A 12,195-nucleotide genomic window follows, 5' to 3' on the forward strand; every position below is an offset into this window, starting at 1 on the left:
CCTCCCCGTCGTCACCCTGGCGCGGGAGGCGCGCCTTGTGGCCGGGAGGTGTGCGCGTGGCAGGATCTGAGCGCCATGACTTTGCCCACGCACTCCGCCGCGTCCGTCCCCTCCCCCTCGCCCTCGGCGCCTCCCGCACGGGAGGGCGCATCGCTGCACGGCCCCGTGATCGCCTGGTACGAGGCGAACGCCAGGGATCTGCCGTGGCGGCGGCCCGAGGCCGGTGCCTGGGGGGTGATGGTCAGCGAGTTCATGCTCCAGCAGACCCCGGTGGCCCGGGTCCTGCCCGTCTACGAGGAATGGATGCGGCGCTGGCCGCGTCCCGCCGACCTCGCCAAGGAGCCCTCGGGCGAGGCCGTCCGCGCCTGGGGACGCCTCGGCTACCCGCGGCGCGCGCTGCGGCTGCACGGCGCGGCCGTCGCCATAACGGAACGGCACGGCGGCGACGTGCCCGAGCACCACGCCCAGCTCCTCGCGCTGCCCGGCATCGGCGAGTACACGGCGGCGGCCGTCGCCTCCTTCGCGTACGGGCAGCGGCACGCGGTGCTCGACACCAACGTGCGGCGGGTGCTCGCGCGGGCGGTGAGCGGCGAGCAGTTCCCGCCGAACGCGACCACGGCGGCCGAGCGACGGCTCGCGCGCTCGGTGCTGCCCGAGGACGAGGACACGGCGGCGCGCTGGGCGGCGGCGTCGATGGAACTCGGCGCGCTCGTGTGCACGGCGAAGGGCGAGCGGTGCGAGTCGTGCCCGCTCAGCGACCGCTGCGCGTGGCGGCTCGCGGGCAAGCCCGAGCACACCGGTCCGCCGCGCCGCGCGCAGACGTACGCGGGCACCGACCGCCAGGTGCGCGGGAAGCTCCTCGCGGTGCTGCGCGAAGCCCTGGAGCCGGTGCCGCAGGCGACGCTCGACCGCGTGTGGCACGACCCGGTGCAGCGGGCCAGGGCACTCGACGGGCTCGTCGCCGACGGCCTCGTCGAGCCGCTGGAGAACGGCCGCTACCGGCTGCCGGGACACCGCTCCTTCCCGCCTCACCAGCCCCGCTGATCGCCCGTCACCCCTCTCCTCGCTCCGCGAAATCCGACAAAGGCCCCATAAGGGTGCCCGATTTCCGTCTCCCGGTGGGCTGTTACACAACCGATGGGTAGCTGTGCATCCATCGACCGCCTACTCGGAAGGCTCCGTTACACCCCCTCCGTAGCGTCAGCACCGTGCTTCGACCAGAGCACACGGGGACACGGGGATCACGGGGACACGGAGGCGGACGACATGGCGCAGGCGACAGTCGGCGACGGGGTGCGGGACGAGGCGGCGGGGGACGGGCTGCCCGAGGAGATCCTCGGTTTCGAGGACTACGTACGAGCACGGCAGGACGCCCTGCTGCGCAGCGCCCGGCGCCTCGTGCCGGACCCGGTGGACGCGCAGGACCTGCTCCAGACCGCGCTCGCGCGCACGTACCGCCGCTGGCAGGGCATCGCCGACAAGCGGCTCGCCGACGCCTACCTGCGCCGGGTCATGATCAACACGCGGACCGAGTGGTGGCGGGCGCGGCGTCTCGAAGAGGTGCCCAGCGCCCAGCTCCCCGAGGACGGCGTCGACTCGGTGCCGGACCCGACCGAGCAGTACGCCGACCGCTCGCTGCTCATGGACGTGCTCTCCGTTCTCGCTCCCAAGCAGCGCAGCGTCGTCGTACTGCGACACTGGGAGCAGATGTCGACCGAGGAGACGGCGGCGGCGCTCGGCATGTCGCCGGGCACCGTCAAGAGCACCCTGCACCGTGCTCTGGCCCGGCTCCGGGAAGAGCTGGAGACCCGGGCGAGTGAAGCGCGGGCGCAGGAACGTGAGGAGCTGGAGCGGTGCGTGGCCTAGTGCCCCGGCAGTCGAGGTGCGCCCGGCCCCGCGTCGTCGCCGACGAAGGGACGGGGACGACGCGGGCGGGCGGCGCTCAGGACGCGTCCACCGTGGCGGGCGGACCACGGCGGCAGGACTCGGGGACCCCCGCGGGAGCGGACGACCCGGCGGAGTCCGCCGCCGAGCCGGGCGACCCAGCACGGCCAGGGGCGCTCCGGTCCGACGACCGTGAAGCCCGTCTTCGGGTTCGCGGGCGCCGGGCCGTTCGTGGACGTACGGCGGCGGCGCGCTGGCGCGGGCTCGGCGTGGGGGCCACCGCGCTGCTCGCGGCCGGCGGCTGCGCGGTCGGGGGTACCGGTACGCGGGACGAGGGGCCTGCCCGGTCGGAGTCGGCGGCGCAGGTGAGTCCGGCGCCGAGTGCCTCGGAGAGCGCGGCGGTGCCGGTCATGGGCCAGCAGAAGGTGGTCCGGCTGCTCCTCGCCGATGCCTCGGTGAGCGCGGAGACCAAGAAGGACCTCAAGCCGTGCGGCGGGCACGACTACCCGGTGGACGTCTCCTCGGGCGACCTCACGGGGACCGGCGCACCCGATCTCCTGGTCAACGTCATGACCTGCGGGGACGCGGTGGGCGTCGCGAGTTACGTCTACCGCAAGGAGAAGTCGGGGTACGTGAGCGTCTTCCGGGCCGAGGACCCCCCGGTCTACGCGGAGATGGACCGGGGTGATCTCGTGGTGACCCGGCAGCTGTACCAGAAGGGCGACCCGGTCTCGTACCCGTCGAGCGAGGAAGTCATCACGTACGGCTGGCACGGGGGCGAGTTCAGGGAGTCGTACCGGATGCGGAATGACTACAGCAAGACGGTGGGCGGGGAAAACGGGGGCGGGGAGGACGGGGAGGACGACGGCCCGGCCGTACCGACCAGTCCCTCCGGGTGACGACGGGCCCCCCGGGCCGACCGGGGGGTGCGGGGCGTACGGGCACCGGCAGCAGGACTCGGGCCATGCGGGGCGGAGCCCGCGCGGCCTTCGGGGCGGGTTCGCGCGGGACGAGGCCATGCGGGACCGGGTCGCGCGGTGCGGGGCCGTGCGGGCAGGGGCGGGCGGGGAACGACGGGAAGACGAGCTGACGGACATGGAAGAGCAGACACAACGGCGGGCGGGGGCGCGCGTCCTCTTCGTGGAGGACGACGACGTCATCCGGGAGGCGACGCAGCTCGCCCTGGAGCGGGTGGGCTTCCGGGTGACGGCCGTCCCCGACGGGCTTCAGGGCCTGGAGTCCTTCCGGGCGGGGGCGCCGGACATCGCGCTCCTGGACGTGATGGTGCCCGGCATGGACGGGGTGAGCCTGTGCCGGCGCATCCGGGACGAGTCCACGGTGCCGGTCATCATGCTGTCGGCGCGCGCGGACAGCATCGACGTCGTCCTCGGTCTGGAGGCCGGGGCGGACGACTACGTGACGAAGCCTTTCGACGTGTCCGTGCTGGTGGCACGGCTGCGCGCGGTGATGCGCCGCTTCGGGCACGCGGGCGGCGGCGCCCGGCAGGCGGTGGAGGAGGAGGCGGCGTCGGGACCGCTGCGCTTCGGCGACCTGGAGGTGGACACCGAGGGCATGGAGGTGCGGCGCGGCGGCGAGCGGATCGCGCTCACCCCCACCGAGATGCGGCTGCTCCTCGAATTCTCGGCCGCCCCCGGCACCGTGCTCAGCAGGGACCGGCTCCTGGAACGGGTGTGGGACTACGGCTGGGGCGGGGACACACGGGTCGTGGACGTCCACGTGCAGCGGCTGCGCGCCAAGATCGGCCAGGACCGGATCGAGACGGTCCGCGGCTTCGGCTACAAACTGCGGGCCTAGCGTGACGGAGACGGAGCAGCACCGGGAGAAGGACCGGGACAAGGAGCCGCGGCGGGAGGGGGCCGCTGCGGGACGGGCCAGACCGCCGTTGCGGGAGCGCCTGCGCAGCGTGTTCCGCACGGGCCTGCGCTGGAAGCTGAGCGCGGCGATCGCGCTCGTCGGGGCGCTCGTGGCGATCGCGCTGAGCCTCGTCGTGCACAACGCGGCGCAGCTCTCGATGCTCGACAGCGCCCGTGACGTGCAGGACCAGCGGGTGCAGTTCGCGCAGCGGATCTACGAGACGACAGGGCGGCTCCAGTTCGGCGCCACGCTCGACGACCCGGCTGCCGAAAGCGCTGCGGGAGCGGGTGGCGAAGAACCGGCGGGCGACGTACATCGCGTCCGGGCCCGAGGGGCGGCCCGATATCTGGGCGGCGCTCCCGCTCAGCAACGGGCACGTCCTGTCCCTGCACACTCGCTGGTCGACGCGGAAACAGCGGATCATGCAGGACCTCGACCAGGCTCTCGTGATCGGCTCGATCGCCGTGGTGCTCGGGGGCAGCGCGCTCGGCGTGCTCATCGGCGGGCAGCTCTCGCGACGGCTGCGCAAGGCGGCGGCAGCGGCGCGCGAGGTGGCGCGCGGGCGGCGGGACGTGCAGGTGCGGCAGGCGATCGGCGGGATCGTACGGGACGAGACGGACGACCTGGCGCGGGCCGTGGACGCCATGGCGGATGCCCTGCGGCAGCGTCTGGAGGCGGAGCGGCGGGTCACGGCGGACATCGCGCACGAGCTGCGGACCCCGGTGACGGGGCTGCTCACGGCGGCGGAGCTGCTGCCGCCGGGGCGGCCGACGGAGCTGGTCAAGGACAGGGCGCAACTGCTGCGCACGCTCGTCGAGGACGTGCTGGAGGTGGCGCGGCTGGACAGCGCGGCGGAGCGGGCCGAACTCCAGGAGCTGATGCTCGGGGAGTTCGTGGAGCGGCGGGTCCGCACGTTCGACGCGGGCATCTCCGTGCGTGTGCTGCGGGAGTCGGAGGTGGTGACCGATCCGCGGCGCCTGGAGCGCATTCTCGGCAATCTGCTCGCCAATGCCGCCCGGCACGGGCAGGGGCCGGTCGAGGTGACGGTGGAGGGCCGGGTGGTGCGGGTGCGTGACCACGGGTCCGGCTTCCCCGCCGAGCTTCTGGCGCAGGGGCCGAGTCGTTTCCGTACCGGCAGCGCGGACCGCTCCGGGGGCGGGCACGGTCTGGGGTTGACGATCGCGGCGGGGCAGGCGCGAGTGCTCGGGGCGCGGCTCACGTTCCGCAACCTGCTGCCACCCGGTGCCGCGCCGGACAGCCCGGCCGAGGGGGCGGTGGCGGTCCTGTGGCTGCCGGAGCACGCGCCCACGGACGGCGGCGGGGCACCCGACGCCGTCTGAGCCGGGGGGAGGGGCCGGCCGGTGCGACCCCGCTACGTGAGAGGGCTCAGGTCGAACCCGTACATGAGGAAGGGCCCGGCCAATCCCTACACGCGGAAGGGCCCGGCCCAACCCGCACACGCGGAAGGGCGTGGGTCGAACCCGCCTATGCCAACCGCCCCGCCCCCACGCCGCCCGGCCCCGGGCACGCGGAAGGGCCCCGGCCCGGTCGACAGGTCGTGTCGACCGGGCCGGGGCCCTGGGGAGCGGTGGTGCGGTGCTCCCGTTGTCCGGGGGCGTCGCTCCGTGGAGCCGCTGCGGGGTGTTGCTCCGTGTGCCGCTGTTCAGGGGTCCGGTCAGACCGTCACGCCCATCTTGTGGAGGAAGTTGACCGGGTTGACGGCGGAGCCGTAGTTCGGGGTGGTGCGGATCTCGAAGTGGAGGTGGGGGCCACTGGAGTTACCGGTGCTCCCGGACTCCGCGAGGTGCTGGCCGGTCTTGACGGTCTGGCCGACCTTCACGTCGATCTTCGAGAGGTGCGCGTACTGCGAGTACAGCTTGTAGCCGTGCTTGATGACGATGGCGTTGCCGTAGGCGGGGCCGTCACCGGCGCCGATCGGGCCGGCCTTGACGACGGTGCCGGAGTGGGCGGCCATCACGTTGGTGCCGGTGGGGACGGCGAAGTCCTGGCCGGAGTGCTTGTGCGCCCAGCGGGAGCCGTCGTTGCCGAAGCTCGCGGAGAGCTCGTACTTCTTGACCGGGTCTATCCAGGACTTGGCGGTCTTGGCGTGGGCGGCCTTGGTCTTGACGGCGTGCTCGGCGGCCTTCGACTGCGCGTCGGCCTGGGCGGTGACACCGGCCGCGCTGACAGTCGGGATGACCTTGGTGGTCTGCGTGCCCGTGTCGGCGGCGACCGCGGCCCCCGCCCCGAGCACTGCGACGGCGCCGACACCGGCGGCCATGAAGGCGGCGCGGTTGCGGAGACGGGCGGTGGTGCGGGCGTTCGAGGACGTGGTGCTCTTCGGCATGGGGTGAGTACCTCCGAGTGGGGGGATTCCGGCGGATTGCCGGGGCGACAACCCCATTGGTAACAAGCCCCCCAGAGCATCCAAAACAGGGCATCTACTAATAAATTACGTAGCCCTGAACCCGTTTCCCGGCACCCCGAGCGCCGCCCCCGGGGCCTGTGACGCGGCTTACGTGACGCCGCCCACAGAGAGAAAGAGCAGGTGAGCAGGGGTGCGGAGCGGAAGGAGCCGCCGGAACGGCGAACGCCGCGCGGAATACCGCTTGAACTAATTGGGACTCTTTGTCCCTATTTATCCCCTAATACGGTTAGTACGTGACGCAGGTCCTGTGCCTCACGTCACCCGCAGCCCCTTTTCCGGGCCCTTCCGACCCCCTGGGGGAGTGACCGCGACCACTCCCCCGCCGCTGGAAAAGCCCTTGTCCCTCTCCGCGCGGACGGCCGACAGTGAGGCTCCGATGACGCTGCGCGGCCAGGAGGGCCCATATCGACCGTCCGGATCGCCGTGCTCGGTGGTGGTTTCTCGGTCGCGGGGGACGCGGTGCTCGACCCGTGGCGGCTCGGGCTCGCGCCAGGCCCCCGGGGCCAGAGTCTGTTTCGTGCCGACCGCGAGCGGCGAGGCCGTCGCGGACGCCTTCCGTACGGCCTTCGGGCGCCTCGACTGCGCTGCGGGCCGCGCGTGCTCCTGCTCTTCGCCCGGGAGCGGGACGCGGCGGCCCTGCGCGCGGGTCCTCGCGCAGGACGTCCTCTACGGGGGCGGGCGGAAGCGCGGCGAATCTCCTCGCCGTGTGGCGGGCGCGCGGCGAGGGCCGGCTGATACGGGACACGGCCTCGCGCGGGGCTCTGCTCTGGGGGATCTCGGCGGGCGCGAACTGCTGGGCCGCGGCCTCGCTCAACGACTCGTACGGGCCACTCGCCGACTCGTACGGGCCACTCGCCGTGCTCGCCGACGGCCTGGGCCTGCTCCCCGGCTCTTCTGCCCGCACGCAATGCCCGGGCCCAGAGTCCTGGGGCACCGCCCCAGACCCCGCTCCTCAAACGCCGGAGGGGCTCATTTTCCCGCCCCGTACCGTGGCATCCCGCCTTCCGTGACCTCCGCACGGAGGCCGCCCGTACCCGACGGACGCGCTGTTACTACACAGCGCTCCGCCTCGTGATGCAGGACGTCTGGCTTGGCGGGACACGGTCTGGACGTGCCGTCCTTGTCTCGCGTGATCCCCTCACACCACGAAGGCCCCGCCTCCTCCCGTACGGGAAAAGGCGGGGCCTTCGTGGTGGGGAGACTGGACCCTGGGGGCTCAGCTCTCCTTCGTCAGGTTCGGGCCGCCACCGGTGGCGGACTCGACCGGCGGGGCGTCGGGAAGCGTGGACTTCTCCTCGCCGCGGAAGGTGAAGTTCTCGTTCTCGCCCTCACCCTCCGTGTCGACCACCACGATGTGACCGGGGCGCAGCTCGCCGAAGAGGATCTTCTCCGAGAGCACGTCCTCGATCTCGCGCTGGATCGTGCGACGCAGCGGACGGGCGCCGAGCACGGGGTCGTAACCGCGCTTGCCGAGGAGCTTGCGGGCCGGCTGGCTGAGTTCGAGACCCATGTCGCGGTCCTTCAGCCGCTCGTCGACCTTGGTGATCATCAGGTCGACGATGCGGGTGATGTCCTTCTCGGTGAGCTGCGGGAAGACCACCGTGTCGTCGACACGGTTGAGGAACTCGGGGCGGAAGTGCTGCTTCAGCTCGTCGTTGACCTTGGCCTTCATGCGCTCGTAGCCGGTCTTCGTGTCGCCCTGGACGGCGAAGCCCAGGTTGAAGCCCTTGGAGATGTCGCGGGTCCCCAGGTTGGTGGTCATGATGATCACCGTGTTCTTGAAGTCCACGACACGGCCCTGGGAGTCGGTCAGGCGACCGTCCTCCAGGATCTGGAGCAGCGAGTTGAAGATGTCCGGGTGCGCCTTCTCGACCTCGTCGAAGAGGACGACGGAGAACGGCTTGCGGCGCACCTTCTCGGTGAGCTGGCCGCCCTCCTCGTACCCGACGTAACCGGGAGGCGAGCCGAAGAGCCGCGAGACGGTGTGCTTCTCGCTGAACTCCGACATGTCGAGGGAGATCAGCGCGTCCTCGTCGCCGAAGAGGAACTCGGCGAGCGTCTTGGCCAGCTCCGTCTTACCGACACCCGAGGGGCCGGCGAAGATGAACGAGCCACCGGGGCGCTTCGGGTCCTTGAGCCCGGCACGCGTGCGGCGGATCGCCTGCGAGAGCGCCTTGACGGCGTCCTCTTGGCCGATGACGCGCTTGTGGAGCTCGTCCTCCATGCGCAGCAGACGCGAGGACTCCTCCTCGGTGAGCTTGAAGACCGGGATGCCCGTGGCCGTGGCCAGGACCTCGGCGATCAGCTCCTCGTCGACCTCGGCGACGACGTCCATGTCGCCGGCCTTCCACTCCTTCTCCCGCTTCGCCTTCGCGGCGAGGAGCTGCTTCTCCTTGTCGCGGAGCGAGGCCGCCTTCTCGAAGTCCTGCGAGTCGATCGCGGACTCCTTGTCCCGGCGGACACCGGCGATCTTCTCGTCGAACTCGCGGAGGTCCGGCGGCGCGGTCATGCGGCGGATGCGCATCCGGGAGCCGGCCTCGTCGATGAGGTCGATCGCCTTGTCGGGCAGGAAGCGGTCGGAGATGTACCGGTCGGCGAGGGTCGCGGCGGCGACGAGCGCGGAGTCGGTGATGGAGACCCGGTGGTGCGCCTCGTAGCGGTCGCGGAGGCCCTTGAGGATCTCGATGGTGTGCGCGAGCGAGGGCTCGGCGACCTGGATCGGCTGGAAGCGGCGTTCGAGGGCCGCGTCCTTCTCCAGGTACTTGCGGTACTCCTCCAGGGTCGTCGCGCCGATCGTCTGCAGCTCACCGCGGGCGAGCATCGGCTTGAGGATCGAGGCGGCGTCGATCGCGCCCTCGGCGGCGCCCGCGCCGACGAGCGTGTGCAGCTCGTCGATGAACAGGATGATGTCGCCGCGGGTGCGGATCTCCTTGAGGACCTTCTTCAGGCGCTCCTCGAAGTCACCGCGGTACCGGGAGCCGGCGACCAGGGCGCCGAGGTCCAGGGTGTAGAGGTGCTTGTCCTTGAGGGTCTCGGGCACCTCGCCCTTGACGATGGCCTGCGCGAGGCCCTCGACGACGGCGGTCTTGCCGACACCGGGCTCGCCGATGAGGACCGGGTTGTTCTTGGTGCGGCGCGAGAGCACCTGCATGACCCGCTCGATCTCCTTCTCGCGCCCGATGACCGGGTCGAGCTTGGATTCGCGGGCGGCCTGCGTCAGGTTGCGGCCGAACTGGTCGAGGACCAGCGAGGTCGAGGGGGTGCCCTCGGCGGGGCCGCCGGCCGTCGCCGTCTCCTTGCCGGTCTGGTAACCGGAGAGGAGCTGGATGACCTGCTGACGCACCCTGTTCAGGTCGGCGCCGAGCTTCACGAGGACCTGGGCGGCGACGCCCTCGCCCTCGCGGATCAGGCCGAGCAGGATGTGCTCCGTGCCGATGTAGTTGTGGCCGAGCTGGAGGGCCTCGCGGAGCGAGAGCTCCAGGACCTTCTTCGCCCGGGGGGTGAAGGGGATGTGCCCGGACGGGGCCTGCTGGCCCTGGCCGATGATCTCCTCCACCTGCTGGCGGACCGCCTCCAGAGAGATCCCGAGGCTCTCCAGGGCCTTAGCGGCGACACCCTCACCTTCGTGGATCAGCCCCAGAAGGATGTGCTCGGTGCCGATGTAGTTGTGGTTGAGCATCCGGGCTTCTTCCTGAGCCAGGACGACAACCCGCCGCGCGCGGTCGGTGAACCTCTCGAACATCGTTAATCGCTCCTCAGAGCGGTCAGGCAGTAAAGGGGTCGGTCCCCTCTCTGTCCTTCCGCAGCTTAGTCCCGCAAGCGGGGACCGCTCGGGTCCATCCCCGCCTCCGCGGGGACCAGCGTCCTTCCTGAACTGCTGAACGAACTCACTAACACTGATGGTGCGAGACGATGTTCCCCCAGGCCAAGCCGATACCCGCTCCATCGCTACGCCGATGGCGAACGCGGGGGGCCCGGGACCGCCGCGTCGCCCCTCCCTACTGGGAATGTCTTACCCCCGAGCAGGGACAGTCCATGCGACACGACCCCACCCCCTCCGCTACGGGCGAACACCCTTGCGCGCCTCCGCCTCGCACCACCAGGCCATCACTGCCACGATCCGCGCACAACCGCACACTCCTCGTAACTGCCGGGGCGTCGGTGGAGTTCCCGCGCGCTGGAAAGAGCGGGCGAATCCGGGAGGGGGTGGCAGGGGGTGGCAAGGGAGGGGCGAAAGGCGCGCGCGGCTCGGTTCGCGGTCGCGCTCGGTGAGGCGGCGCGGCGGCCGGGGGCGGCAGGCCCGTACGGCCCATCGAGACGGCTCACGGCACGCGCCTCCACGCGCCTACGGGGCCGTGTGCCTACGAGGCCGCACGCCTACGGGTACGGGGCGCCGCCGGGCACGTACGGCCGGCCCGCGGGGCCCCCGCACCACCGCGGGCCGCGCCCGCTCCCGTACCGCATCCGGGGGCTCAGCGGTGCGCGTCCTCGTATGCCTGGCGGACGGCACGGGAAACACGGCCGCGGTCGTTGACGTCCAGGCCCTGCTCCTTGGCCCAGGCGCGGATCGCCGCGGTCTCCTCACTGCTGCCCGCGGAGGAACGAGCCTTCGCACGAGCGGCGGAACCGCGGCCACCGGTGCGGCGCCCGCTCTTGATGTAGTCCTCAAGGAGCCCGCGGAGCTTGTCCGCGTTCGCCGTGGTGAGGTCGATTTCGTAGCTCTTGCCGTCGAGCGCGAACGTCACCGTCTCATCGGCCTCGCCGCCGTCGAGATCGTCGACGAGAAGGACCTGAACCTTCTGGGCCACTGGATTTCCTTTCATCCTTAAATGCAGTACGCCGGAAAGCAAACCGCTTTTTCCGGGAAAACACAAACCCCCCGGAGATGCTGAGGAGAGACTGCGCAGAGCGGGCCCGCTGGAAACATGCGCGTTTCGGACATAGGCCACGGCTGGTCTACAGGACGGGGAATGGGCCGGGATTGTCGTCGCCAAACAGTGTGGGAAGAGCACGGGAAGGGCACGGGAAGGCCACGGGGAACGGGCCGCGGAAGGGGGCGGGAACGGGCCGGAAGGCCGGACGAGCTTTGGCCAGCGCCTGCCTTTGCCATACGTGCGGGCATAGGTGCGGTCATAGGAGTCGGCATACGCGCGGCCATAGGCGGAGTGATAGGCGTACGGATAGACAAGCGCAAGGCGCGCGCAAAGCCGCGTCAATCGCGCGCCCGCGCGAACCCGCGCGGAGAGCGAGGGCGCGCACGGCGGCGTCGCCCCTTCCTCGCACGTCAGAGGCCGGGACGACTGCGCCGTGTCCGCGCGCGAGCACTGTTCGTACGGAAAACGCGGGACGGGAAGCGCGCACGGAACGGTACGCCGGGCGCACGGGGAACGGGACACGTAGCGCGCGGGGAACGGGCGCGAAGCGCGCGGGGAAGAGGGATGCGCCCGCGCGTTCAGAGATGCAGCAGCATCCGGCAGTTGCCCAAGGTGTTCGGTTTCACTCGTTCGAGGTCGAGGAACTCGGCGACGCCTTCGTCCGGCGAACGCAGCAGTTCGCTGTAGACCTCGGTGTCGACCGGGGTCTCACCGATCTCGACGAAGCCGTGCTTGGCGAAGAAGTTCACTTCGAAGGTGAGGCAGAAAACCCTCCGCACCCCGATCCAGCGCGCCGTGTGGAGGAGCTTCTCCAGCAGCAGATGACCCACCCCCGCGCCCTTGAGCGCGGGGTCGACGGCGAGCGTACGGACTTCGGCGAGGTCCTCCCACATGATGTGCAGCGCCCCGCAGCCGACGACCTCCGCGTTGTCGTCGCGTTCCGCGACCCAGAACTCCTGGATGTCCTCGTAAAGGGTCACGGTCGCTTTGTCGAGAAGGATGCCGCGCCGCGTGTACGGGTCGAGCAGCGCGCGCACGGCGGCCACGTCGGCGGTACGCGCGCGGCGCACCGAGACGGCGGGCGCGGGGAGGGGGTCGGGGACGGGCGGTACGGCTTCGCTGGACATGATCGCG

The 12,195-nt window shown here is 71.3% G+C and carries 9 protein-coding genes and 1 pseudogene; 6 read left to right on the top strand and 4 right to left on the bottom strand.

Annotated features, from left to right (window positions below; translation table 11 throughout):
• Positions 1-75 precede the first annotated feature (75 nt).
• The 5 genes and pseudogenes from STTU_RS13495 (at position 76) to cseC (ending at position 5,099) form a co-directional block, all read left to right on the top strand.
• A complete protein-coding gene (locus STTU_RS13495; protein ID WP_043255097.1) occupies positions 76-1,044 on the top strand; it encodes an A/G-specific adenine glycosylase in 969 nt (322 codons plus the stop codon).
• Positions 1,045-1,266: 222 nt separating this feature from the next.
• Positions 1,267-1,866, top strand: a complete 600-nt coding sequence (locus STTU_RS13500) for a SigE family RNA polymerase sigma factor (RefSeq protein WP_007823666.1) — start codon at positions 1,267-1,269, stop codon at positions 1,864-1,866.
• 428 nt (positions 1,867-2,294) lie between these two features.
• Positions 2,295-2,783, top strand: a complete 489-nt coding sequence (locus STTU_RS13505) for a hypothetical protein (protein ID WP_420713553.1) — start codon at positions 2,295-2,297, stop codon at positions 2,781-2,783.
• A gap of 196 nt (positions 2,784-2,979) precedes the next feature.
• Entirely contained in the window at positions 2,980-3,699 is a 720-nt protein-coding gene (gene cseB, locus STTU_RS13510) for a two-component system response regulator CseB (protein ID WP_043255103.1), read from the top strand.
• Positions 3,700-3,787: 88 nt separating this feature from the next.
• Positions 3,788-5,099 (top strand): annotated as a pseudogene (gene cseC / locus STTU_RS13515) (two-component system sensor histidine kinase CseC).
• A gap of 335 nt (positions 5,100-5,434) precedes the next feature.
• On the opposite strand, the gene STTU_RS13520 reads toward cseC, so the two are convergent.
• Entirely contained in the window at positions 5,435-6,106 is a 672-nt protein-coding gene (locus STTU_RS13520) for a M23 family metallopeptidase (protein WP_007823673.1), read from the bottom strand.
• Positions 6,107-6,891: 785 nt separating this feature from the next.
• Between STTU_RS13520 and STTU_RS36055 the strand changes: the two genes are divergently transcribed.
• Positions 6,892-7,197, top strand: a complete 306-nt coding sequence (locus tag STTU_RS36055) for a Type 1 glutamine amidotransferase-like domain-containing protein (RefSeq protein ID WP_324607884.1) — start codon at positions 6,892-6,894, stop codon at positions 7,195-7,197.
• 206 nt (positions 7,198-7,403) lie between these two features.
• On the opposite strand, the gene STTU_RS13525 is transcribed toward STTU_RS36055, so the two are convergent.
• The 3 genes from STTU_RS13525 to STTU_RS13535 form a co-directional block, all read right to left on the bottom strand.
• Positions 7,404-9,929 (bottom strand): ATP-dependent Clp protease ATP-binding subunit, encoded by a 2,526-nt coding sequence (locus STTU_RS13525; protein ID WP_007823684.1) that lies wholly within the window; start codon positions 9,927-9,929, stop codon positions 7,404-7,406.
• 730 nt (positions 9,930-10,659) lie between these two features.
• Positions 10,660-10,995, bottom strand: a complete 336-nt coding sequence (locus STTU_RS13530; protein WP_007823686.1) for a histone-like nucleoid-structuring protein Lsr2 — start codon at positions 10,993-10,995, stop codon at positions 10,660-10,662.
• A 644-nt stretch (positions 10,996-11,639) separates the two neighbouring features.
• Complete coding sequence (locus tag STTU_RS13535) at positions 11,640-12,188, bottom strand: amino-acid N-acetyltransferase (protein ID WP_007823687.1); 549 nt, start codon at positions 12,186-12,188, stop codon at positions 11,640-11,642.
• Positions 12,189-12,195 lie beyond the last annotated feature (7 nt).

It is taken from the genome of Streptomyces sp. Tu6071 (assembly GCF_000213055.1).
In the GTDB taxonomy this organism is placed as follows: Bacteria; Actinomycetota; Actinomycetes; order Streptomycetales; family Streptomycetaceae; genus Streptomyces; species Streptomyces evansiae.

Bases quoted from the DNA above. Each gene is read 5' to 3' on its own strand.
- STTU_RS13500 (WP_007823666.1), top strand. From the start codon at position 1,267: ATGGCGCAGGCGACAGTCGGCGACGGGGTGCGGGACGAGGCGGCGGGG.
- STTU_RS13535 (WP_007823687.1), bottom strand. From the start codon at position 12,188: ATGTCCAGCGAAGCCGTACCGCCCGTCCCCGACCCCCTCCCCGCGCCC.
- STTU_RS13505 (WP_420713553.1), top strand. From the start codon at position 2,295: ATGGGCCAGCAGAAGGTGGTCCGGCTGCTCCTCGCCGATGCCTCGGTG.
- STTU_RS13520 (WP_007823673.1), bottom strand. From the start codon at position 6,106: ATGCCGAAGAGCACCACGTCCTCGAACGCCCGCACCACCGCCCGTCTC.
- STTU_RS13525 (WP_007823684.1), bottom strand. From the start codon at position 9,929: ATGTTCGAGAGGTTCACCGACCGCGCGCGGCGGGTTGTCGTCCTGGCT.
- cseB (WP_043255103.1), top strand. From the start codon at position 2,980: ATGGAAGAGCAGACACAACGGCGGGCGGGGGCGCGCGTCCTCTTCGTG.
- STTU_RS13495 (WP_043255097.1), top strand. From the start codon at position 76: ATGACTTTGCCCACGCACTCCGCCGCGTCCGTCCCCTCCCCCTCGCCC.